21 protein-coding genes are annotated in these 22,398 nt (G+C 45.7%); 16 read left to right on the top strand and 5 right to left on the bottom strand.

Annotated features, from left to right (window positions below; genetic code table 11):
• Nucleotides 1-2 precede the first annotated feature (2 nt).
• The gene (gene nudK, locus NCI00_RS21950) at nt 3-584 is read right to left on the bottom strand and encodes a GDP-mannose pyrophosphatase NudK (protein WP_253531240.1); all 582 of its coding nucleotides are present in this window, start codon (nt 582-584) and stop codon (nt 3-5) included.
• A 63-nt stretch (nt 585-647) separates the two neighbouring features.
• Between nudK and NCI00_RS21945 the strand changes: the two genes are divergently transcribed.
• The 10 genes from NCI00_RS21945 (at nt 648) to NCI00_RS21900 (ending at nt 13,182) form a co-directional block, all read left to right on the top strand.
• Entirely contained in the window at nt 648-1,400 is a 753-nt protein-coding gene (locus tag NCI00_RS21945) for a DeoR/GlpR family DNA-binding transcription regulator (RefSeq protein WP_253531238.1), read from the top strand.
• A 110-nt stretch (nt 1,401-1,510) separates the two neighbouring features.
• Nucleotides 1,511-2,146, top strand: a complete 636-nt coding sequence (gene rbp / locus NCI00_RS29515) for an RNA-binding regulator (RefSeq protein WP_310586785.1) — start codon at nt 1,511-1,513, stop codon at nt 2,144-2,146.
• 187 nt (nt 2,147-2,333) lie between these two features.
• Nucleotides 2,334-4,925: a DUF7133 domain-containing protein gene (locus NCI00_RS21935; RefSeq protein ID WP_253531235.1), complete on the top strand. Its 2,592-nt coding sequence runs from the start codon at nt 2,334-2,336 to the stop codon at nt 4,923-4,925.
• A gap of 10 nt (nt 4,926-4,935) precedes the next feature.
• On the top strand, nt 4,936-5,568 hold the full coding sequence (locus NCI00_RS21930) for a hypothetical protein (RefSeq protein ID WP_253531232.1): 633 nt from the start codon (nt 4,936-4,938) through the stop codon (nt 5,566-5,568).
• Entirely contained in the window at nt 5,565-6,623 is a 1,059-nt protein-coding gene (locus NCI00_RS21925) for a sugar phosphate isomerase/epimerase family protein (protein WP_253531230.1), read from the top strand. The genes NCI00_RS21930 and NCI00_RS21925 overlap by 4 nt, the downstream gene beginning before the upstream one ends.
• 29 nt (nt 6,624-6,652) lie before the next feature.
• Nucleotides 6,653-7,438, top strand: coding sequence for an SDR family NAD(P)-dependent oxidoreductase (locus NCI00_RS21920; RefSeq protein WP_253531227.1), 786 nt, complete (start codon nt 6,653-6,655; stop codon nt 7,436-7,438).
• A 215-nt stretch (nt 7,439-7,653) separates the two neighbouring features.
• Nucleotides 7,654-10,014: a T9SS type A sorting domain-containing protein gene (locus NCI00_RS21915; protein WP_253531224.1), complete on the top strand. Its 2,361-nt coding sequence runs from the start codon at nt 7,654-7,656 to the stop codon at nt 10,012-10,014.
• A 128-nt stretch (nt 10,015-10,142) separates the two neighbouring features.
• A complete protein-coding gene (locus tag NCI00_RS21910; protein ID WP_253531221.1) occupies nt 10,143-11,252 on the top strand; it encodes a C1 family peptidase in 1,110 nt (369 codons plus the stop codon).
• 115 nt (nt 11,253-11,367) lie between these two features.
• Nucleotides 11,368-11,832 (top strand): Mpo1 family 2-hydroxy fatty acid dioxygenase, encoded by a 465-nt coding sequence (locus NCI00_RS21905; RefSeq protein ID WP_253531218.1) that lies wholly within the window; start codon nt 11,368-11,370, stop codon nt 11,830-11,832.
• A gap of 93 nt (nt 11,833-11,925) precedes the next feature.
• Nucleotides 11,926-13,182, top strand: a complete 1,257-nt coding sequence (locus tag NCI00_RS21900; protein WP_253531215.1) for a lactate 2-monooxygenase — start codon at nt 11,926-11,928, stop codon at nt 13,180-13,182.
• Between the two features lie 414 nt (nt 13,183-13,596).
• On the opposite strand, the gene NCI00_RS21895 is transcribed toward NCI00_RS21900, so the two are convergent.
• Both NCI00_RS21895 and NCI00_RS21890 read right to left on the bottom strand, forming a co-directional pair.
• Complete coding sequence (locus NCI00_RS21895; RefSeq protein WP_253531212.1) at nt 13,597-14,118, bottom strand: DUF4199 domain-containing protein; 522 nt, start codon at nt 14,116-14,118, stop codon at nt 13,597-13,599.
• Nucleotides 14,119-14,250: 132 nt separating this feature from the next.
• The gene (locus NCI00_RS21890) at nt 14,251-14,676 is read right to left on the bottom strand and encodes a response regulator transcription factor (RefSeq protein ID WP_253531210.1); all 426 of its coding nucleotides are present in this window, start codon (nt 14,674-14,676) and stop codon (nt 14,251-14,253) included.
• Nucleotides 14,677-14,768: 92 nt separating this feature from the next.
• Between NCI00_RS21890 and NCI00_RS21885 the strand changes: the two genes are divergently transcribed.
• Nucleotides 14,769-15,566, top strand: coding sequence for an SDR family oxidoreductase (locus NCI00_RS21885; RefSeq protein ID WP_253531208.1), 798 nt, complete (start codon nt 14,769-14,771; stop codon nt 15,564-15,566).
• Nucleotides 15,567-15,631: 65 nt separating this feature from the next.
• Here the strand turns inward: NCI00_RS21885 and NCI00_RS21880 are convergent, their stop codons facing one another.
• The gene (locus NCI00_RS21880; RefSeq protein WP_253531206.1) at nt 15,632-16,672 is read right to left on the bottom strand and encodes an oxidoreductase; all 1,041 of its coding nucleotides are present in this window, start codon (nt 16,670-16,672) and stop codon (nt 15,632-15,634) included.
• A 257-nt stretch (nt 16,673-16,929) separates the two neighbouring features.
• Here NCI00_RS21880 and NCI00_RS21875 point away from each other — a divergent pair, with 257 nt between their 5' ends.
• The 4 genes from NCI00_RS21875 (at nt 16,930) to NCI00_RS21860 (ending at nt 20,343) form a co-directional block, all read left to right on the top strand.
• Entirely contained in the window at nt 16,930-18,171 is a 1,242-nt protein-coding gene (locus NCI00_RS21875; RefSeq protein ID WP_253531205.1) for an SGNH/GDSL hydrolase family protein, read from the top strand.
• 36 nt (nt 18,172-18,207) lie between these two features.
• Nucleotides 18,208-18,648 (top strand): tRNA (adenosine(37)-N6)-threonylcarbamoyltransferase complex ATPase subunit type 1 TsaE, encoded by a 441-nt coding sequence (tsaE, locus tag NCI00_RS21870; protein WP_253531204.1) that lies wholly within the window; start codon nt 18,208-18,210, stop codon nt 18,646-18,648.
• 15 nt (nt 18,649-18,663) lie between these two features.
• Nucleotides 18,664-19,875 (top strand): alanine dehydrogenase, encoded by a 1,212-nt coding sequence (locus tag NCI00_RS21865; protein WP_253531203.1) that lies wholly within the window; start codon nt 18,664-18,666, stop codon nt 19,873-19,875.
• A gap of 63 nt (nt 19,876-19,938) precedes the next feature.
• A complete protein-coding gene (locus NCI00_RS21860) occupies nt 19,939-20,343 on the top strand; it encodes a hypothetical protein (RefSeq protein WP_166558877.1) in 405 nt (134 codons plus the stop codon).
• A 57-nt stretch (nt 20,344-20,400) separates the two neighbouring features.
• Here the strand turns inward: NCI00_RS21860 and NCI00_RS21855 are convergent, their stop codons facing one another.
• Complete coding sequence (locus tag NCI00_RS21855; protein WP_253531202.1) at nt 20,401-21,291, bottom strand: diacylglycerol/lipid kinase family protein; 891 nt, start codon at nt 21,289-21,291, stop codon at nt 20,401-20,403.
• A 50-nt stretch (nt 21,292-21,341) separates the two neighbouring features.
• Between NCI00_RS21855 and NCI00_RS21850 the strand changes: the two genes are divergently transcribed.
• Complete coding sequence (locus NCI00_RS21850) at nt 21,342-22,331, top strand: App1 family protein phosphatidate phosphatase (RefSeq protein WP_253531201.1); 990 nt, start codon at nt 21,342-21,344, stop codon at nt 22,329-22,331.
• Nucleotides 22,332-22,398: the final 67 nt, after the last annotated feature.

The raw sequence follows: 22,398 nt of genomic DNA, 5'->3' as shown, positions 1-22,398 counted from the left end.
TTTTACAAAAGCCCGTGAATATGGGCGTATTGAAGCAGCATAATCGTTTTTCCGTCTTTGATTTCGCCCGTTTCTATCATTTGGAGCGCCTGTTGGAAGGGAAGCTCTAGCACCTGTATGTTTTCCTGCTCATGTTCGGCTCCGCCGCCCTCGTTGACTTTCATGTCTTTGTGATATTCGGCCACGAAAAAGTAAAGAATTTCGGTCACGGAACCGGGCGACATGTAGGCTTCAAAAATTTTCTTTACCTGCGTAATTCGGTAGCCCGTTTCTTCTTCGGTCTCTCTTCTAATACAATCTTCGGCGTTATCTTTGTCGAGCAATCCCGCACAAGCCTCAATTAACATTCCCGTAGCGTTGCCGTTGACGTAGGTTGGCATTCTGAATTGTTGGGTAAGAATCACGGTTTGGCTTTCCCGGTTGTAAAGAAGAATCACAGCGCCGTTGCCCCGGTCGTAGGCTTCACGTGATTGTTGGGCCCATTGCCCCGCAGGATTTCGGTAATCAAAGGTGATTTTTTTGAGGGTATACCAATTGTCTGAAAGCAGTTTTTCTTCAATGATTTTAACATTTGGGTTATTCATGGCTGTTAATTTGATTGTTTTTGAATGGATTTGATTATTTTTGAGCAAAATAAATGAGTTGAGATGAGTTATCAAAGCAGAAAGCAAATCATTTTAAAAATCGTTGAAGAAAAAGGGGAGGCAGAAGTCAAGGAATTGGCGCAATTGATTGATACTTCGGAGATTACGATAAGGCGCGATTTGGGGCAAATGGCGGCCGATGGTCTCATTTACCGCACCCACGGCGGAGCCATGAAATTGAGTCTGGTGAACCCACCCGTCAGTTTTGCGCAAAAATCAGGAGTCAATGCCGAAAAAAAGGAGCATATCTGTCGTTTGGCAGCGGCTGAAATCAACGACGGAGACGTGATTTTTATGGATTGTGGCAGTACCGTTTTTCGGCTTTGCCCGTTCATCAAAAACAAAAAAATAAAGGTCATTACCAATTCCCTGCCTGTGGTGTACGAGCTGATGAATACGGAAGTTTCCATCAATTTGATTGGTGGTGAATTGGATAATGAGCGTCAGGCTGTTCATGGAATCATTGCCACCGAACACATTCAACGGTACCGTGCCAACAAAGCCTTTCTGGGAGTAGATGGCATTTCAACAGAAAACGGCCTGAGTGCTGGAAGCGAAAAAGAGGCTGAAATGACCAAAGCTATGGCTGCCAATGCCCATGTAACTTACTTGTTGTGTGATTCTTCTAAGTTGGGCCGAAACCGATACCTGACCTTTGCGCCCCTTCAATTGGTGGATGTATTGGTGACTGATGAGCAGGAAGAAGACAAAATAGAGGAGTTTAAAAACGCGGGTTTGCGGGTTTTAAATCAATAAATAACGGCTGAAAATCCTTTGTTTATTCCCCTTAAAAACAAAAAAAGTCGAGGACGGCAGTTGCTGTCCCCGACTTGCGCGTGTGCGTTCCTCAAATAATAAAGGCAAACATGCCCTGTAAGTCCAAGCTCCCTCAGCCTTACAAAAAGTATGTACGGAAAAAATCACTTAGGGGTTGCGCTTTTCTGAGAAATTTCTGTAAAATCCTTGGAAGGGATATAAAAAATGAGAAAATTAGTTTTTACCTTTGTCTCGCTATTGGAAGTTTCTCTGTTTCTCTCGACCGCATTGCTGCGTACTTGTCATCTGTCGGACGGAGTTTAGATCGAAGGCCGTCCGTAGCGCACCAAACGTTTTTACTGATCAAACAAATGAACATTTATGTAGCAAACGTCCCGTTCAAGGCGAACGATGACGAATTACGCGAATTATTCGAGGAATTTGGCGAGGTATCTTCTGCCCGCATTATCATGGACAAGTTTACGGGTAAGAGCCGGGGTTTCGCTTTTGTCGAAATGCCTAATGACGACGAGGCTAAGCAAGCCATTTCACAGTTGAATGAATTTGATTTTATGGGTAAAGTGCTCGTTGTAAACGAAGCACGTCCCCGTGAAGATCGTCCACGCACTGGTGGCGGTGGCGGTTTTGGCGGCGGCGGCAATCGTGGTGGCAGTGGCGGCGGAAGCCGTGGCGGCTATGGCGGTGGCGGTGGTGGCCGTGACAACGATTTCAAGAAACGTTGGTAATAATAACTACATGATTTCTGTAGGGAGCCGATTCGAAAGAATCGGCTTTTTTTATTTGTTTTATATGGGGAAATGTAAGTAGGGTTTTTGACTCTCCCCTTACTTCTTAAAATTGATTCAGTAAAAATTGTTCAATTTATTCTTGTAAAGTCAATAGCAAGGTCAGCTACCAAAAAACACCTTTCTAATGACTCGTTTTAACCTCAAAGCTAAATTATACAGGAAATTCTGGACGTATTCAAGAGGGAGCATTTGCGTCGGATTGGCAGGGGGTATGAGCATATTTGCCCTGTTGTCGACCCAACAAAAGGACGGGCCTTCTCCCGCCAAAACGCCTGCCGAAGAGAAACTGACCTTCCAGCTTGAACCGGGTTTTAAAATACAATTAGTGGCTGCCGAACCAATGATTCAGGCACCCGTGGTGGTTACTTTTGATGAAGACGGACGGCTTTGGGTAGTCGAAATGAGGGGGTTTATGCCCACCATCGACGGAGAAGGTGAGGAAAAACCCGTGGGACGGATTTCGGTGCTCGAAGATAAAAACGGCGACGGAACAATGGACCACAGTACCGTTTTTTTGGATGGATTGGTGATGCCCCGGGCCATCGCGTTGGTCAAAGGCGGTGCGCTTGTGGCCGCCAATAATTCCCTGTGGTTGGCGCAAGACTTGGATGGAAACCTAAAAGCCGAATCCAAAATACTCCTTGATTCTACCTACGCCCGCAATGGCTTGCCCGAACATACAGACAATGGGCTGATGCTCAACACGGACAACTGGATTTACAACGCCAAATCGCGTTTACGGTATCGGCTTGAGGATGGCAAATGGCGGCGCGATAGTACCGAATTTCGGGGACAATGGGGCATGAGCCACGATGATGAAGGGCGTCTTTATTATAACTACAACTGGTCGCAGTTGCACGGAGATTTGGTGCCGCCCAATTACCTTTCACGCAATAAAAACCACACACCTACTACGGGTATTGACCACGGGTTTACGATTGACCGTCGGATTTATCCCATACGGCCCAATCCCGCCGTCAATCGGGGGTATATTCCTGGAACATTGGATGCTACGGGAAGATTGCTAGAGTTTACGGCAGCGTGCTCCCCGTTGGTGCTCAGGGGCGGTGTTTTTCCCAAAGAATACAACGGAAATGTATTTGTGTGTGAGCCTGCGGGAAATCTCATCAAACGCAATGTGGTAGACAAAACGGGCTTTATGGTATCGGCCCGAGACCCGCACCCGGGCAAAGAATTTCTGGCTTCGACCGACGAACGCTTTCGCCCCGTAGCTTTGACGACTGGACCCGACGGGGCCTTGTACGTGGCTGATATGTACCGTGGACTCATTCAGCACGGGGCCTACGTAACTCCCTATTTAAAAGAGCAAACCCTCACCCGAAAATTGATGCAACCCATCAATCGGGGGCGTATTTGGCGGATCGTTCCAGCCGACTGGAAACCCACCAAGCCGCGTAAGTTATCGAAGGCATCTTCGGCGGAGTTGGTAGCGGCCCTGTCGCATACCGAAGGGTGGCAACGAGACATGGCGCAACGTTTGCTCGTTGAGCGAAATGATAAACAAAGCATTCCGTTATTGACGGATTTGGTGCTAAACGGCGCCAACCACTTGGCTCGTTTTCATGCTTTATGGACGCTCGAAGGCCTTCATTCCACTTCCGCCGACTTACTTTTTATATTATTGGTGGATAAAAATCCTTTGGTTAGCGCCAATGCGCTTCGTCTATTGGAGCCTTTTGCGAAGAAAGACGCGACAGTGCGTGTGAAATTACAGCAAATTATGGGGCAGATAGAGGAGAATGCCGCCCCCGAACAGGTACTTCAAATGGCCCTTTCTGCGTACGTTCTTGAACCCGAAGCAGCTCAACCCTTGTTGGCGAGAATTTTAACGAAAAATATCACTTTTCCGCTGATGCGCGATGCGGTCATGAGTAGTTTATACAACCGTGAATTTAACTTTCTAGCATCATTGTTGAAATCACCTCAATGGCAAACGTCGCAACCAGAGAAAGAAATATTTCTAGAAATGCTGACGACGGCCGTTGTTCGTAAACGGGATGCCAAGGAGATGTCGGCGCTGTTAGCGATGCTGGATGTCGACAAAGCGTCGTTTGGTTGGCAGCAAAAAACGATGCTTACCGCCATGTCTATTCAGGGTAAAAACCGCAAACTTAAGCCCATTCGGCTTTCGTCAGCACCTACGTTGTTTGCCCGTACCGACTGGGAGCCTCTCCAAAAAACGCGACTACAAACCGCTTCGGCGTTGTTTGAATGGCCCGGCCACGTAGCCCAGGCGAGCCAAGTTCAGCAGAGTTTATTGAATGATGAACAGCAGCAACAGTTTGCGCTGGGGCGTCAACATTATCTCACTACCTGCGCGGGTTGCCACGGCAGTGACGGGGCAGGACTTAGCCGTTTTGGTCCGCCCTTGGTAGAGTCTTCGTGGGTGTTGGGGGATGAAAAACGGCTGGCGCTCATTGTATTGCACGGCATGGAAGGCCCACTTGATGTGGCAGGAAAGCTGTACGATGTTCCTGACATTCTGCCTGTTATGCCTTCTCATTCTACAATGGACGACGGGGCTATTATGGCAATATTGATGTATATCCGCAACGAATGGGGCAACAATGCGGGCCCGGTAAGCAAGGGGATTGTCGGTAAAACCAGACATACTTCGCAGGGAAGAGTAGTGCCTTGGACGGCCAAAGAATTGAATCAGTATGTGAGTCAAGCAACCGAACAGAAAGCGAAATAGCCCTATCAGAATGGATAAAAATTTGGAAATACTTAAGAATCTAAGCTTAGAAAGGCTTGAAGAAAGCTTTAAATCTATTTCAGAGTCCCCAAACAAAGAAGATGAACAAGGAAAGAAGAGACGTGAATCTTACAAAAATGCTTATCCTTTTTTCGTACAGTATTTTGCTGGGGTAGAAGAAATCACAATAGACAATTTAGTGATTGCTGCTCACTTTGTCTATGGTTGGATGCCTACTATTTTAACCTTTGAATTTGCACATATTGATAAAGTGTTAGAGTCATTGAACAAAGTAAAACGAGGTAATTTGCTTAATAGCAGCGAGATAGTTGAAATAAAAGCTTGTGTAAATAATTCCTTGGTTGGTACCTCTAAACTTTTGCACTTTATCAATCCTGATAAATACGCAATTTGGGACAGTAATATTTACGCTTATTTGAAAGAAACAAAGAAGCATTATGGTGTAGACAATGTTGATTTGTATTTAGGGTATCTCAAAAAATTAGGGGAGATTACCAATGAAGATAAATTTAAAGACTTTCACAACGCTATCAATTCAAAGGTCAAATATAACGTGACTCCCATGAGAGCCATTGAATACGTAATGTTTCATGCTCATCCTAAATCTGAATCCACTGAATGAAAAGACGCCAATTTATACAAAAGACTGCTTTGGGTTTCACGGCGCTTTCGTTGCCTGAATTTTCTTTGCCTATGGCCTCTACCCGTATGGGTATTGTGGTACATTCGTACGCGAGCCGATGGAACTCTAAAGTTCAAAGTGCTAAATACCCAGGATTTCAAAATGCGGTTGATTTACTGGAACATTGTCATCAAATTGGCGCAGGGGGCATACAGGTAGTGGTGAAAGATTGGAGTCTTGATTTTGCCCAAAAGGTCCGCGACAGAAGGGAGAAATTAGGACTTTACGTAGAAGGCTCCATTGGTTTGCCCAAAAAGCCAGAAGATGTAGCTGCGTTTGAGAATGAAGTGAAGAATGCCCGGGAGGCGGGTGCACAAATCCTCCGCACGGTCTGTTCGGGTGGGCGGCGATATGAGGTGTTTCATTCGGCGGCGGCCTTTCAAGATTTTAAGAAAAGCTCGTTGGTTTCTCTACAATTGGCCGAGCCGATTCTCCGCAAATACAAAGTCAAACTAGCGGTCGAAAACCACAAAGATTGGCGGGCGAAGGAACTGGTAGCGGCATTGAAGCAAATCAACAGCGAATGGATTGGCGCAACCTTAGATTTTGGCAATAACATTGCCTTATTGGAAGACCCCACCGAGGTAGTGCAGACGCTCGCCCCATATCTTGTCAGTACGCACATCAAAGACATGGCCGTGGAAGAATACGCCGAAGGATTTTTATTGTCAGAAGTGCCCTTGGGGAAAGGAATATTGGATTTGCCCAAACTGGTGGGTATTTGCCAGCAACACAACCCCAATGTTACGTTCAGTTTAGAAATGATTACCCGCGACCCGCTGATGATTCCGTGTTTGAATTCGGATTATTGGGCCACGTTCGAGGGTATTACGGGGGCTGAATTTGCCCAAACGCTTCAGATGGTCAAAAAAAACAAGTATGCTTCGGCACTGCCGAGGGTATCACAACTAACGCCCGAGGAACGGCTAGCGGTAGAAGAAAATAATATATTGGAAAGTTTGAAATACAGTAAAGAAAAATTAGGCCTTAAATAACCAAAAAATTACCCCTGAATTGCACCCAAATGGATAGAGAAACATTCCCCGGAATCAAACAATTTGACTTGACAGGAAAAGCCGCCATCATTACTGGAGGTTCGAAAGGACTAGGACAAGCGATGGCCGCTGGACTCGCCTCGGCGGGAGCCAACGTGATGATTGTTAACCGAAATGCAGAAGAAGGCGCTCAAACAGCACGGGAAATTAGCGAAGAATTTGGGGTCAAAGCCCTCTCTTTCAGCGCCGATACGACCGATTTGACCCAAACCGAAGCAATGGCCAAAGCGGCGATGGACGCCTTTGGCCGTATTGATATTTTAATCAACAGCGCCGGTATCAATATTAGGGGCGCCATTGACGAAGTAACACCCGAAGATTTTAAAAAAGTAATGGATGTCAACGTCAACGGTACGTGGTTGTGCTGCCGGGCGGTGGTTCCGTACATGAAACAAAACAAGCGTGGCAGCATTATCAATATGGCCAGTACGTTGGGAATTGTGGGCTTGGCCAACCGTACACCTTATACGTCGAGCAAAGGCGCGGTGGTGCAAATGACCCGGGCGCTTGCGTTGGAGTTGGCGCCTTTCAATATCAACGTAAATGCCATTTGTCCAGGGCCTTTTTTGACCGAAATGAACTTGCCCATTGCCGATACCGAAGAGTCTAAAAAGTTTATTGTGGGTGCAACCGCGCTGGGGCGTTGGGGATTGCTGCGGGAGATTCAAGGGGCTGCAATATTTCTGGCCAGCGATGCTGCCACCTACATGGTTGGCTCGATGCTTACCGTAGATGGTGGTTGGACAGCAAAGTAAGCCATAAGTGCCCAAAAAGCTCGGTTTTTATACCTAGTTTGGCCGTGGCCCTTCGGATAAAATATTCGGAGGGCCATTTTTATTAGACAATGAGAACAATCACTTAAATCGTTGTAATGTCAAACCCTGATTTATGTAAATTGTAGCGATATAACCGTTATAAGTATATTCATTATCCCACACTGATTAGACGTACCTAAAGTTTGAAAATAGCTATGAAAAAAGTATTTATTTTAATTTTTATAACCGCCGTTTGGCTACCTAGCCAAGCCCAGTTAGGCTACCGTACTCAGTGGGAGAAATCGGTAGGCTCCTCGTTAAATGGTGAGCTAGCCATTGGATGGCCTTTCAGTCATCAAACGCCCAACGGTTCAATCCTGTTTAGTTTTCCGTATCGACAGTGTGTCCTGAAATGCAGCACAACGGTCTTAAATCGGACCATTTTTGTGGATAGTACTTTAAAAAAGGATAGTCGCTACTTACTAAACAATAACTATGATTATCAGCCTTTTATCAATGGGTATTTTGTAGAAACTGGGAATATTACTGAGTCTCAAACCAATAAAGTTTATTATACCTCAACCGTTTATGACCCCAACAGCGATGTAAAAGCCGTTTTTAAACGTGCTGAAAACCCCTTGAAAGTCGGAGCACTAACGCCTACTTCCAACGGAGGATTCCTGATTTCGTTGCATGAAAATGGGGCTTTTGTCCCCGATAGCATCATAAGCGTGGGCAAGAATAGGCAAGTTACCTGGAAATATGCGATGCGCTCAGAGTTGTTTCGTTGGCAGGATTCCACCTATAAACCCACGGCATCTGATGAGCCTTTTTTGGGGAATGATAAGACTGCGGCTTACATTGCTAAGAAAGAGATTCGTTCTAAAACAGACTTTTCTCTCCTTTTGGCTACCACCAAAAATCTCGTGTTGGTAGATAGTACTGGGCGCGAAAAATGGACTGTTTTGGCCGATTCAAGTGTTTACACAACCAAAATTGTGGGTCAGGATGCACAATCTCGCTACGTAGTGTTGACGGTAAAAGATTCGACAGGAAATCTGCTAAAATTTGATAAAGAAGGAAAAAAAGCCGAGACGCTTTCCCTAAAATTACCGCCTTTCTACAACCTCAATAATGTAGCCTTTCAAAGTACGCCCGACCACGGTTTTTTGCTTTTTCGTAAAAACTACGCCATTCCTGAACTCATCAAATTTGATAGTACTGGTCTGCCGCAGTGGCGGTTTTTGGGCCCTGCCTATTTGAACAAATTAAAGGTTTATTCCAACGGCAGAATCTTGGGATATTCGCACTATTACAACGATTACAAATTGTTTCTGCTGACGCCGAGTGGAAGTCCGATTTTCTCCGATAAAATTATTCATTTTGTGGAAAATAATCAGGGATGGATTTATTTTACCACGTCTCAGAAAGTCTACGCGGTCAATCCCGAAGGAGAACTCGCTTGGACGGTAGAACGGCCTACCTCCTATGCCATTTTAAGTTTTGACCGTGACGGAACGCTGCTTTTGACCGAGACCATTTCTGCAAAGAATGAAAATGCAGCCAGTTTCTTGAAATTGGCTGGTTTAGACGTAGTTAACAAATACCGCATTTCAAAATTTTCATCGACTGGGCGTTTGATTTGGGCATTGCCAGTTAAGCTACCCGTACAAGACTCCACCCGACAGGCTCGAATGCTGGCGGGCACGTATCCCTCCAACGACCAGAAAGGCGAATACCTGATTTCCCAACTGTTGGTTACCCTGAATCCTGACGCGACGATGGGAAATTGGGATAACTTTTCGCACATCACCTCCGTCACTAAAATCACGCGGCCCTGTTACGAGAACCTTACCGCCACGCTTCAATCAACGGCATCGACCCTCTGCGAAGGACAAAAGCTACCTTTGACTGCAAATCCCGATTCGCTCCATTTTTTATCCTACCAATGGCAGCGCAACGGGCAAATTCTACCCGCTGCCCTCCAGTCTACTTTTGATGCCACCGCGACGGGAACCTACCGCGTTTTGGTGCGGGATACGGTTTGTGGGGTTTCTTCTTTATCGCCCATTATTGAAATAAAACCTGCCGTAGAAGCCACCGTTACGCCCGAAATGACTGGGCCGATTTATGCCCCGCAGAAGGCCCGCTTGAAAGCCAACGAAGGGGCGGGATTAACCTATCAATGGTTGAAGGATGGAATAGAAATCATGGGAGAAACCAGCGCGGTGTATGAAGCGGGAGAAAGCGGAAACTACGCCGTAAGAGTAACCAAAGACGGCTGTCGTAATACTTCCCAAACGTTGGGAGTTACGATTTTACAGCCGCTGGGTATGGAGCCTACGTTGACTGAGTCAGTAAATGTTTATCCCAATCCGACAAATGGCAAGTTTCACTTGACGCTACCGTCGCAGAGCCAGCAGCCTTTTGTAGAAATGCTTGACGCCACGGGCCGTTCATGGCCTTTGCAGGGGCGTGCGGGGTATTATCAAGCAGAGGCTACTCCTGGTTTGTATTGGATACGGGTAAAAGTTGGCAATGAGGAGATTAAAAAACGATTAATCATCATTCATTGAGGCTAAATAAGTGAAGAAAATATACCTTTTTGTTGGTTATTTGGGGGCTGATTCGCAAGATTCAGCTCTTTTTATTTTATTCGCAATATGAAAAACCCTGTTTCCTAAACCTTTAACTTATTATTGCAATGGCTGACCGAATAGGTGGTTATCGTATTGGCAAAATGCCAGACGATGTAACCCAAAAAAAAATCAAAAAAAACATTAATCTCCCGCCCAAAGTCGACTTGCGAAAATTTATGACTTCGGTCGAAATGCAGGTGGGGAACAGTTGCGTGGCCAACTCCTTTGCGGGAGCATACGAGTATTTGGCCAAGCGTACCCTCGGAGATTCTTCGGACGTAAGTCGCTTGTTTATTTACTACAATGCCCGGTATTTTGCGGGGGAACAAGACGAAGACAATGGCTCGATGATGGTCAATGCCATCGAAGGACTAAAAGAGTACGGTGCTTGTTCAGAAGATTATTGGCCCAACGATGAAGATAGAATCACGGAAGAACCAGATGAAGATTCCTACAATCACGGTTCTAATTTCCGGATTGTAGAAGCCGAATTTATCAAAACTGATCTAAACCTCTGGCGGCAAACCCTGGCCGAAGGGTATCCGATTGCGTTTGCGCTCAATACCTTTAAATCTTTTGATAGTGCAAATCGCAACAAAGGCCGCGTAATCATGCCCAGAGCTTCTGACGAGGTTCGGGAAACGCACGGTTGGCACGCCATGCTTTGTGTGGGTTATTCTGACCCCGACAAAATGTTTATCGTTCGTAATTCGTGGGGCGAAAGATGGGGCGACGGTGGTTATTGCTACATTCCGTACGATTATGTCATGCACGAAGACTACAACGGACACGATTCATGGATTGTCAAAGCCGTAGAAAATTTGGATTACAGCGAGGGTATTTCTGACGACAGCGAGGAGTCCAATTTCTACGATGAAGACCGGACCTACCTGACAGATTTCTACATTCAAGTCGAAGACCCCGAAGATTTTGCGGTTCAGCTAGAAGCCCTTTGTCAGGAGTACGTCACGGAGGAAGATGAGTTTTATTTTGACTACGAAACCATCGAAGATGAGGAAGGGGTAGAGTACCTCGAAATCACCAACTTTGAAATTCTGACGGATGTGTACGAAGATTTCTTGGCAGATTTGGACGCGCTCTGCGAAGAATACGCCATTGACGGAGATTATGAGTACGCGCTAGTTGGGGCCGAAGAGGAGGAAGAAGACGAATAACTCAAACATTGACAAGGGTTGGTTAAGACTTCAGTTTGTCATTTTGTGGTTAATTATATAATTTTAAGGAGATTTGTTTGTGATTTCGCTTTGTCAAACCAACCCTTTTACAATTATGAGAACCATTGATGCTTGGCTGAATGAATACGGCGAAAGCCATCAGAATCCTACCAATAAACTGGTACACTGGATTTGTGTGCCTGCCATTTTTTTTAGCGTGGTAGGATTACTTTACAGTATTAAACTGCCCGTTTTGATTGCCGAAAATCTACCGCTCAATGTAGCAATGCTCGTACTGGCACTGGTGACGATTTATTACATACGTTTATCCGTTACCTTGGCGGTGGGGTTGATTCTGTTTACGAGTTTGTGCCTTTTTCTGGCCCAACAAGTTGAAAATCAAGGCTGGACGCTGTGGCAGGTTTCGTTGGGCATTTTTGTGGTTGCTTGGATTGGTCAATTTTGGGGGCATAAAGTGGAAGGAAAAAAGCCTTCTTTTTTTAAAGATTTACAATTTCTGATGATTGGCCCCGCGTGGTTGATGCACTTTATATACAAAAAAGCGGGTATACCTTATTGATAGTTCTATCTCAAATTTGGGGGTAATCGGTGCAATGCCGATTACCTTTTTTGTTTTCCTAAACCTAAAATACCAACTGATTGACCCTACCTTATGAACGCCTTTGAACGCCAAAAAAAAATATACCTTGAAGGAGCCTCAGGAATCGTGTCTTCCATTCCCGTTGACGCTCAGGGGTTGGAAAACAAAGCGATAAAAGCCTTGTCGCCGCAGGCAGCGGCGTATATTGTGGGGGGAGCGGGCCAGGGTGATACCATGCGCCAAAATCGTCGAGCGTTTGAGCGGTGGCGCATCATCCCACGTATGTTGCGCGACGTGTCGGCGCGGGATACGAGCATTGAATTATTCGGCAAAAAACATCCTTATCCCTTATTTTTGGCTCCCATTGGTGTGCTGGAAATGGCGCATCCTGAGGCCGATTTGGCCGTAGCCAAAGCCGCCGCCGCCATGCACATACCTTACATTTTTTCCAATCAGGCATCGGTACCAATGGAAGTCTGCGCGGCGGCAATGGGCGACCAAACGCGGTGGTTTCAGTTGTATTGGAGCAAGTCGGACGAATTGGTGGCGAGTTTTGTTAGTCGTGCCGAAAGTGCTGGTTGTGAAGCAATTGTGGTTACTTTGGATACCACCCTTCTGGGCTGGCGTACCCAAGATTTGGAGTTGGCGTATCTGCCTTTTCTGCGTGGAATGGGCATTGCCCAATATACTTCCGACCCCGTTTTTCGTCGATTGTTGGAAGAACCAGACCCCACGCCTGCGCCCAAACCCAAGATAACGTACGACGCCATACGTACCTTGTGGAACGTTATCCGACATTATCCGGGGAGCTTTTTAGAAAATGCCAAATCGGGCAATCCTCGCAAGGCGGTCAAAAAATTTATTGATATTTATACGCGCCCTTCACTGACGTGGGAAAACCTGGCCTATCTGCGCGAGATTACTAAACTGCCCATTTTGCTCAAAGGAATTCTTCATCCCGACGACGCCCTCAAAGCCTTGGATCATGGCATCAACGGTTTGGTTATTTCCAACCACGGCGGTCGCCAAGTGGACGGTGCAGTGGGCACGATGGATATGTTGCCGCGCATCGCTGAAGTAGTCCAAGGGCGTATTCCTTTATTGTTGGACAGTGGCGTGCGCGGCGGGGCCGATATTTTTAAGGCTTTGGCGCTCGGCGCTACTGCCGTTTGTTTGGGGCGGCCTTACGTGTATGGGCTGGCTTTGGGAGGTAGCGAAGGCGTACAGCAAGTTTTGGCTAATTATCTCGCAGATTTTGATTTGACAATGGCATTGGCGGGTTGTCGCTCAATTGATGAAATCGGGCCAGAAAGCGTGATGGAAACGTAGGGTTTTAACCGTAAAATTTTAAACAGAAAAACCGAAGAACCGTAAAATTCCAAACCGTAAAACCGTAGAATTTTAAACTGAAAAACCGCAGAACCGTAAAGTTTCAAACCGTAAAACCGTAGAATTTTAAACTGAAAAACCGCAAAATTTCAAACCGTAAAACCGCAGAATTTTAAACCGCAAAACCGTAAAACCGTAAAATTTCAAACCGTAAAACCGCAGAATTTTAAACTGAAAAACCGCAGAACCGTAAAATTTCAAACCGTAAAACCGCAGAATTTTAAACCGCAAAACCGTAGAATCGAGAAATTTCAAACAGAAAAACCACAGAATTTCAAACCGTAAAACCGCAGAACCGAAAAATTTTAAACCGAAAAACTTTAGACTCAGAACGCAATGTAAAAGTATCTTTATTTACTTCTTTTTCAGCACCAATGCCGATACCAGCGTCATGAGCAAACCTACTGGAAACGGCTCCATGAAGGTGACGGCAAAATTGTAAAACGGATTTTGATATTGGGCGTTGGCCTTGGCAATTTCGGCGGCTTGTTGGGCGATTTCAGCCGCGCTTTTACCGTCTTCTTTCATTTTTTGGAGATGATAGGCTCCAAAATCCTCCATAAAAGTAGGGAAGAAATTGAAATAAAAAATCAACCACGTCAAAGCGTAACAAACGCAGGAAATGACCGTCACCGAAATGCCGATTTGAAATGCCTTCCCAAACGTAATTCGGCCTTCCCTGTGTTGGTCGCGGTACGATTTGATGCCGAAATAAACCAACGTTAATGAAAGAATCATGGACGTAAATCCAAACCAAACGCCGTAATCCGCGAAGGTTTCAAACCCAATGGCTCGGCCAATAGTGGTTAATAAAACCAGTAAAACAGAAGAAACCGCTCCCGAAATAAGACCGAACCGAATAATTGTCTTTTGCATAATTGGTAGTTTTGAAAAGGTGAATGTTAAAAGGGTGAAACCCTGTGCAAAAGTAAGGTTGAAGCCAAGAACGGACGGTCATCCTTTTGGGTGATTTTTTAGAAATGGCCTTAAATCATTCTTTAGTTTACCTTATAATATCCCCAATTCTTTGGCGCGGTTGATGGCTTTGGTGCGGCTGTTTACATCCAACTTTTCAAACAACCTCGCTGAATGTGTTTTGACGGTGTTGAGCGAAACAAACAGTTTATCCGCAATTTCCTGATTGGACAATCCCTGCGTAATCAATTCCAGCACTTCCAACTCCCGTTTGCTGATTCCCAATTCCTTGATTTTATTTTCGTCAAATACGGGCGGTGCCTGAACAATGATGGGAGCGGGGGCTTTGCGGGTGAATTTAAGCCCCGCCCAAACCCCGATTCCCATGAATAGAACCGCAATCAACCCACCGTATATTTCAAAAATGTGCATTCGCACCAAAAACTGGTACTCGATGAGTTTGAGCACAATCAGCAGGAGACCCAATCCAAGCCCGTACAAAAGATAAGTTTTTCTCATTCCTTCAAAAAAACAAATGACTGCGGTGGCATGACTTTTTCTCAAAATTGATTAAAATTGACAAACAACTCAATTTCTTCTCCATTATTCGCATGAAATTAGCTCATCAAACCGCCATTATTACTGGCTCTAGTTCGGGAATTGGCCGTGCCATTGCCGTTGCCTTCGGAAAAGAAGGTGCCAACGTGATTGTCAATTACAACAGCAGTAGAGCAAAAGCCTTGGAGGTTGTCAAACAAATAAAAGCCGAAGGCGGCGATGCCATCGCGGTCAAAGCCAACGTGGGCAAAGAAGCCGACGTGCTCAAAATGTTTGAAAAGGCCATTGAGGCGTTTGGCCAAGTGGATATTTTAGTGGCCAACAGCGGGATTCAGGACGATGCTCCTTTCCTAAATATGACCCTCGACCAATGGAACAACGTCTTAAACATCAACCTGACGGGCCAGTTTTTGTGTGCCCGCGAAGCCGCCCGACATTTTGTAGCCCAAGCCGAAGGGAAAACTACCATGCGAGCCATTGGCAAAATCATCTGCATGAGTTCGGTACATGACATGATTCCTTGGGCGGGCCACATCAACTACGCCGCCTCAAAAGGGGGAGTGTTGATGTTTATGAAATCCATTGCGCAAGAGCTTGCACCGCTCAAAATCCGCGTCAACGCCATCAGTCCAGGGGCTATTCAGACGCCCATCAACAAAAGCGTGTGGTCGTCGGAAGAAAATAGGCAAGCGTTAATGAAACTGATTCCGTACCGTCGGATTGGTCAACCCGAAGACGTGGCCAAGGCCGCCATTTGGCTGGCTTCCGACGATTCTGATTACATCACAGGAGAAACCCTCTACGTAGACGGCGGCATGATGCTCTATCCTGAGTTTTCAGACAACGGCTAATGAAACAGTGGTGCAGGTTGCTCACAACCTGCACCACACTCCTACAACCTGCCCCCACTACTTATTTATCCCTCAAAATCCATCGTTTTTCCCAATCGACTGCTTTCAATCGCCAACTCCATCACGCGGGTGGTATTGCGCGCGTGTTGCGGCTTCACAATCAGCTCTTTGCCTTCGGCAATGGCTTCGTAGATGTTGTCATAAAAAGGGGTGTAGTGGCCGGGTAGCGTTTGAACCGTTGCTTTTCCTGCTTCAGTGTATAGCGTTCCCCACTGGTTTTCGGGTTCTTCTCCCCAGTTTTCGGTGTTGGGTAGGGTGTTTTTTCGCAACGTATCTTCTTGAATGTCAAGCCCGTATTTGATAAAGCTTCCCTTCGTTCCGTGAATGATATAACGTAAGTTATTTTCAAAAACCATTAAACTTGCTTTAAGAATGACGCTTTTGTCGGTATAATCCATCCGGATGTCAAAATAATCGTCGGTTTCTCCACCTGGGCGAACGATTTTGATAGTGGCGGTTACTTTTTGGGGAGTGCCAAACAACACCAATGCTTGGTCGATTAAATGAGGCCCTAAATTGTATAACGTTCCTGCCCCTGCAGCGGCTACTTCTTTCCATGTTCCTTGGGCTACCTCGGGGCGAAAACGGTCAAAATGTCCTTCAAATTCAATCACTTCTCCCAACGTCCCGTCGTTGAGCAGTTTTTGGATGGTCAGAAAATCAGCATCCCAACGGCGGTTTTGGTAGGCTGTTACCACCAACTTTTTTTGTTCGGCCAGCGCAATCAGTTCGTCGGCTTCGGTGGTTGTGTTGGTGAATGGTTTTTCAATGACTACGTGTTTGCCCGCTTCCAAAGCGGCCTTGGCGTAGGGAAAATGGAGGTCATTGGGGGTACAGACAAACACAAGGTCGATGGAATCGTCGGCCAAAAGGGCTTCGGTGCTGCTGATGACCTCAATGGAGGGGTCGAATTCGTGCACTGATGCGGCGTTGCGCGTCACCACTTTGGTCAATTTGAAATGAGGGTTGACTTTCAAAAACGGCGCGTGAAAATAACGCCCCGATAGCCCGAAGCCAATTAAACCAACATTTAAAGGAGTAGACATAATCACAAGTTTTGAGTAACGTAAGGTGGTCTAAAACAGATTTGCAAATAACGAAAGCATTCTCCAAAAATGAAGGGTAAATCTTTCAAAAGTTACTGTATCGGCGCTGTCTTTTTTTAAGGAGTCGGGTAAGAGCTTCTTCCTGATTGGGTCCACAAATGTTGGTCATAGCAAGCGGTGTGTGTTGGGGGAATTCCTGATAAATTGGGCAAAAAGTTTTACCTTTGGCCTCTCAAAACTAGAACAGCTTTCGACGAATGCGTTTTTTTCAGAAGAATACCACGCTCTTTGCCCGACTCGGCTATTTCATATCCATTGTTATCTTATTGATTCTTTCGGTCATTGCCATTGAGTTTTTTGTGGGCAACGGCGACGGTATTTGGTTTGATTATGATTTAAGGCTCATTGGTTTTCGGGTGGTGGCGTGGGCTGTTGGATTGGTCAGTCTTTATTTGTTGATTCGGCAAAGTCCCCCCGTGGTTCAAAATATTTTGTTGTCATTGACGAGTGTATTTTTTGTCATTTACGGGATAGAAACCGTCGTGGGGTGGATTCATGATTCGGGCCAAAAAGCCCCCGCTGCCAACCAGCCCCAATATGCGGGCCCTGCGTATGATTCGAGCTACGCGTTTGATGAGTTTTTGGGTCGAAAACCCATCCCAAACCACAATTTTAAATGGGTCAAAACGCTGAATGGCAAGCCAGTGATTGATGTGTTGATGCACGTAGACTCGTTTTCGCGGCGCATTACTCCCTTTGCCGATAGCCTCAACGCCCAACGTAATCGGTATGCGTTATTTTTTGGATGTTCGTTCACCTACGGCGACGCAGTAGCTGACAACGAAACCATGCCCTATTATTTTCAGAAAAACAACTCGGCTTTTCAGGCGTACAACTACGGTTTTTTTGGGTACTCACCGCGCCACATGCTCGCTCGTTTGCAGCACCAAGACGTGACCAAACAGGTGACTCAAAAACAGGGTTTTGCCGTTTATACCTACATTGAAGACCACGTCAATCGGGCCATTCCGTCGGCGGGCTGGATTGGCATGTACGATGGCTATTTTCCAGACGTGGATGAATCTTCGATGCAAACCAACGGGGTGTATCGTTTTGTCCATCCGCTCAAATACCGCTTTGGGATGATGGTCTTCAAAAGCAAAGTCCGTCAGCATTTTGCCATGGATTTTCCGTTTGCGTATCGTCCAAAAGATTATGAACTTACCGCCAATCTCATCAAAAAATCGCAGGAAGAATACAAAAAACAGTTTAAAAATGACGATTTTTATGTGGTTTTGTACCCAGATGCGCTGAGAATAGATTCCCCCATGCTTGGGTTACTGAAAGAGCGGGGTATTAAGGTCATTGATTTTAGAAATCTGTTTCCTTATCCGTCCAAAAAATACCAATTGCAACACGATGGGCACCCCAATCCAGAAGCGCATCGATTGTTGATGCAAGAACTGTCCAAAGAGTTGAAAACGAAAGGTGTTATTTAGCCTTCGATTGTCAAAATAACCGAGTCGTATCATCGTATGCTTCAGATAGAACCGTTTGATTTACAGGGCATAAGCCAAGTGGCGCAGCGGCTCATTCAAGCCTGCCAGACAAGCCCAGTGTGGTTGTTTGAAGGCCAAATGGGGGCGGGAAAAACCACGCTCATCAAAGCTATTTGCCAGCATTTAGGGATTGTAAATACCGTACAAAGTCCCACTTTTTCCATCGTAAACGAATACCTTACCACGAGCGGGGAGGCTATTTATCATTTCGACTGTTATCGGTTAAAAAACACCGCCGAAGCCTACGACATTGGAGTGGAAGAATACCTCGATTCGGGTAATTTGTGTTTGATTGAATGGCCCGATAAAATTGCCGATTTGCTCCCCGACCGATTTGTTACCATTTCCATCAAAGAAACCGTGAACGGGAAGCGGGAAATAATAGTTACCGATAACAACACTGACACGAACGATTAAACACTTTTTACAGAAATGACAGGTTTTGGAGAATTGGCTCAACAAACCGCTCTTTACCCACAGGAAGCACTGGCACCCGTCAAAGTGGGTCAACAAAGTTTGTTGATCGGACTGCCAAAGGAGGTGTCATTGCAGGAAAACCGGATTGCCCTAACGCCCGAAGCGGTTGCTATTTTGGTGCGCAACGGGCATCAGGTAGTGGTAGAAAAAGGAGCGGGAGAAGGCGCTCAATTTCCCGACCACGAGTACAGTGAAGCGGGCGCCCAGATTGCGTATTCGCCGCAAGAAGTCTATACATCAGACTTGATTTTGAAAATTGAGCCCTTGGTTGAGCAAGAATTTGCGCACCTTAAAAACGGTCAAAAGATTATTTCGGCCCTCAATTTGCCCACGCGCGAACGTTCGTATTTTGAATTTTTGAACGAAAAGCACATCACGGGTATCAGTTATGAATACATCGAAGATAAAGTAGGCGGATTGCCCGTCATTCGGTCGTTGAGCGAGATTGTGGGGAGTACTGTCATGCTGATTGCGGCCGAATACCTCAGCAGTGCCAACAACGGACGCGGAATTATTATGGGCGGAATTACGGGCGTACCACCCACCAAGGTGGTCGTTATCGGGGCAGGAACTGTGGCCGAATACGCCGCCCGTACTGCCTTGGCTTTGGGGGCAGAAATTAAGATTTTTGACCAGCACATTTACCGCCTTCAGCGCCTCAAATACGCCATTGGTCAAAATATTTATACCTCAATCATTGAGACAGATACGCTGGCGGAGGCCATTCAGCGGGCCGATGTGGTGATTGGCGCGCTGCGCCCCAACGATGGCTACAGCCCAAGCATCGTTACGGAAGAGATGGTGTCAAGAATGAAGCCCAATTCGGTCATCATTGACGTATCCATTGACCAGGGCGGCTGCATCGAAACTTCGCGCATTACGACCCACAAAGACCCCATTTACCGGGTTCACGATGTGATTCACTATTGCGTTCCCAACATCGCGTCGCGGGTGGCACATACGGCGAGCATGGCATTGAGTAATGTGTTCTTGCCCATGCTGCTACGGGCAGGAAATACGGGTGGTATTGAACAAATGATGTACGCAAATCGTTGGTTTAGCAAGGGTGTTTACTGCCACGGTGGTATGCTCACCAATCCGATTATTGCCAAAAAATTCAACATGCGCCACAAAGATTTAAGTCTGTTGCTGGCCGCAAGAATGTAAAATGAGGAGCGAGGAGTGAGAATAATTCCCTTCTCACTTCTCGCTCCTCACTCCTGAAAAATTATGATTAACAACAGTAACGAAAACGCGTTGATGGACGATGCCAATTCGCCAGAAGTCAACCGACGGCTTTTGGGATTGATATCGCAGGATTTTGTTAAAATATCCGACCAATTAAAAGAGGCTTCGTACCAGATTCGAAAAAGAGGATTTTCGGAAAATCCCATTTTTGTGGCGGTACAAAACAACCTAGATTTAGGAGTTTTATTGATTGCCCAAAACGAACTGGATAACGAATGGTCGTACCGGGCCTCTTTTCTGGATGAGTTTACGCAGCGAGGATTAGTCGGTCCCGAAGCGGTAGAAATGTTTAAAGAAAACTACCGCAACCCCGACGAATATTGCTGTTTGTTCGTCATTCAGGGGGACTTTGCGGGATTTGTTTTCATCCCCTTTCCCGAAGATTAATGCCATAGGGGCGGGGGGCATCGGTGTTCCGCTTGCCTCCGCCCTTTTTGTTTGCTCTCAAACAACGGCGGGTGCTGGCACAATCATCTTAAAAGCGCTCGGAATAAGAATGGCTTTTACCTCGTTTACCTTACCCAAATATTCTCCATCTACCTGAAAGTGGACTTTTTTGGCGGACTTCATTCTCAGTGCGTCCGTTTGAAAAATTTCTACGGTTTCTGAGTTATAAGAAGCGTGAAAAAAGACCATCTTAAACAGCTCTCGTACCGCTAGTTTTTTAATCACAACCACTTCAAATAATTCATCTTCCAACGTGCCGACTGGGTTGATAAGCGCCCCCGTACCGTATTTGGTCGCGTTGGCAATGACAATCATGGCGGCTTTCATTTTAATAGCTTTTTGGTCAATCTGGAGTTCAACTTCCATCTTTGGGTTTTGCCACAAAACCTTCAGGGAAGCAATCAAATACCCCCACATTCCGCGTACTTTCTGAAGTTTAAACTTTTTCATGGCGTAGGCGTTCAGGCCAATGTCACTTAGGTGAAGGCACAGCTCCCCGTTAATGACCGTGGTGTGAATTGTTTTGGTGATTCCCGTAATCAACACATCCAATGCCTGAGCGGGATTGTCGGTGATTCCCAATTCGTATGCCAGTCCATTGGCGGAGCCTGCGGGCAAAATGCCCAATGAGATGTTGGTGTGTAAAATACATTCGGCCGCCAATTTGATTGTGCCATCTCCCCCAACCGCCACTACCCGATGGGGAGAAAACTGCTCAATTTTATCCTTTATTTTGGCTACGTTGGCACTTTTGGGGAGTTTATACAATTCAATCGTGTGATTCAGAGGGGCAAAATAGTTTGTTATTTCCTGCGCCCAATCTCTGGTGTTACGCCCTGAACCGGGGTTGAGGATAAAAAATATTTTGTGGCTTTCGGGGGTTGTCATGGGCGGATAAAAGTTGCGATTAACGACTATAATTTAGTAAATTGCTGAAGATGGAACACAAAGTAAACAATTCTGTCGTATCAGTGAAGGTTTATCACGGATATGGCCACCAAGAAAATATGATTTTGTATGGTCATGTGCTGGCTGGTAAAAAAGTAGTTCGACGTCGGTACACTACCAATGTTTTAAAGAATGTACTCCATTTGATAAAATTATTTTTTGTTACACCCGTTCCAGGGGCCCGAGTGCAACTAGAATGGGGCGAACAAAAGTTTTATACTACCACCGAAAAAGACGGTTTTTTTAAATTTGAATGGCAATCGACGGCCAATGTAGACGCTGGATGGCATCTTTTAAAAGTACACCTACTCAACGAACAAGGGCAACCCACGACCACGGGTGAAGGTAAAATTTTCGTGCCACACTCCACACAATACGGATTTATATCCGACATTGACGATACGGTACTGGTTTCACACTCGGCCGACACGGGAAAAAAATTAAGGGTAATGTTTACCAAAAACCCCCGCAGCCGTAAAACATTTGCCGATGTAGTACGATTTTATAAACTCCTCGCATTTGCGCACACTGAGCCGGATTTGCCTAACCCTTTTTTCTACGTATCCAGCAGTGAATGGAACCTGTACGATGATTTGAATGAATTTTTCAAACACAATGGATTGCCAAAAGGAGCTTTTTTGCTCAATAAAATAAAAAGATGGTACGAGTTGCTGCAAACGGGGGCCACGAAGCACCAAGGCAAATTGATGCGGGTAGTGCGGATTTTTGAGGCTTTTCCCAAACAAAGATTTGTGTTGTTGGGAGATAATTCGCAAAAAGACCCCGAGATTTATGCGCTGTTGGCCAATAAATATCCCGAAAGAATCATTGCCCTCTACATCAGAAACATAAGCCCCGAAAAGGAAGATTTTACGAGAACTGTCCTAGATTCGATTCAGGATAAAAGCATACATACCTGTCTTTTTAAACATACCGACGAAGCCATCCTCCATTCAAAATCAGTGGGGCTGCTTGATTGAATCGTTGCAAATGCTTAATAATAAAGGTTTTAAACTTTACTAAACACTTAATACTCACTACCCATTT

It is taken from the genome of Runella salmonicolor (assembly GCF_024158025.1).
Classification (GTDB): Bacteria; Bacteroidota; Bacteroidia; order Cytophagales; family Spirosomataceae; genus Runella; species Runella salmonicolor.
Note: the sequence above shows the minus strand (reverse complement) of the source record. Positions and strands in the feature narration are given on the sequence as shown.

Excerpts from the sequence above, each read along its gene's own strand:
- nudK (WP_253531240.1), bottom strand. The coding sequence starts at position 584 with ATGAATAACCCAAATGTTAAAATCATTGAAGAAAAACTGCTTTCAGAC.
- NCI00_RS21945 (WP_253531238.1), top strand. The coding sequence starts at position 648 with ATGAGTTATCAAAGCAGAAAGCAAATCATTTTAAAAATCGTTGAAGAA.
- rbp (WP_310586785.1), top strand. The coding sequence starts at position 1,511 with ATGCCCTGTAAGTCCAAGCTCCCTCAGCCTTACAAAAAGTATGTACGG.
- NCI00_RS21935 (WP_253531235.1), top strand. The coding sequence starts at position 2,334 with ATGACTCGTTTTAACCTCAAAGCTAAATTATACAGGAAATTCTGGACG.
- NCI00_RS21930 (WP_253531232.1), top strand. The coding sequence starts at position 4,936 with ATGGATAAAAATTTGGAAATACTTAAGAATCTAAGCTTAGAAAGGCTT.
- NCI00_RS21925 (WP_253531230.1), top strand. The coding sequence starts at position 5,565 with ATGAAAAGACGCCAATTTATACAAAAGACTGCTTTGGGTTTCACGGCG.
- NCI00_RS21920 (WP_253531227.1), top strand. The coding sequence starts at position 6,653 with ATGGATAGAGAAACATTCCCCGGAATCAAACAATTTGACTTGACAGGA.
- NCI00_RS21915 (WP_253531224.1), top strand. The coding sequence starts at position 7,654 with ATGAAAAAAGTATTTATTTTAATTTTTATAACCGCCGTTTGGCTACCT.
- NCI00_RS21910 (WP_253531221.1), top strand. The coding sequence starts at position 10,143 with ATGGCTGACCGAATAGGTGGTTATCGTATTGGCAAAATGCCAGACGAT.
- NCI00_RS21905 (WP_253531218.1), top strand. The coding sequence starts at position 11,368 with ATGAGAACCATTGATGCTTGGCTGAATGAATACGGCGAAAGCCATCAG.
- NCI00_RS21900 (WP_253531215.1), top strand. The coding sequence starts at position 11,926 with ATGAACGCCTTTGAACGCCAAAAAAAAATATACCTTGAAGGAGCCTCA.
- NCI00_RS21895 (WP_253531212.1), bottom strand. The coding sequence starts at position 14,118 with ATGCAAAAGACAATTATTCGGTTCGGTCTTATTTCGGGAGCGGTTTCT.
- NCI00_RS21890 (WP_253531210.1), bottom strand. The coding sequence starts at position 14,676 with ATGAGAAAAACTTATCTTTTGTACGGGCTTGGATTGGGTCTCCTGCTG.
- NCI00_RS21885 (WP_253531208.1), top strand. The coding sequence starts at position 14,769 with ATGAAATTAGCTCATCAAACCGCCATTATTACTGGCTCTAGTTCGGGA.
- NCI00_RS21880 (WP_253531206.1), bottom strand. The coding sequence starts at position 16,672 with ATGTCTACTCCTTTAAATGTTGGTTTAATTGGCTTCGGGCTATCGGGG.
- NCI00_RS21875 (WP_253531205.1), top strand. The coding sequence starts at position 16,930 with ATGCGTTTTTTTCAGAAGAATACCACGCTCTTTGCCCGACTCGGCTAT.
- tsaE (WP_253531204.1), top strand. The coding sequence starts at position 18,208 with ATGCTTCAGATAGAACCGTTTGATTTACAGGGCATAAGCCAAGTGGCG.
- NCI00_RS21865 (WP_253531203.1), top strand. The coding sequence starts at position 18,664 with ATGACAGGTTTTGGAGAATTGGCTCAACAAACCGCTCTTTACCCACAG.
- NCI00_RS21860 (WP_166558877.1), top strand. The coding sequence starts at position 19,939 with ATGATTAACAACAGTAACGAAAACGCGTTGATGGACGATGCCAATTCG.
- NCI00_RS21855 (WP_253531202.1), bottom strand. The coding sequence starts at position 21,291 with ATGACAACCCCCGAAAGCCACAAAATATTTTTTATCCTCAACCCCGGT.
- NCI00_RS21850 (WP_253531201.1), top strand. The coding sequence starts at position 21,342 with ATGGAACACAAAGTAAACAATTCTGTCGTATCAGTGAAGGTTTATCAC.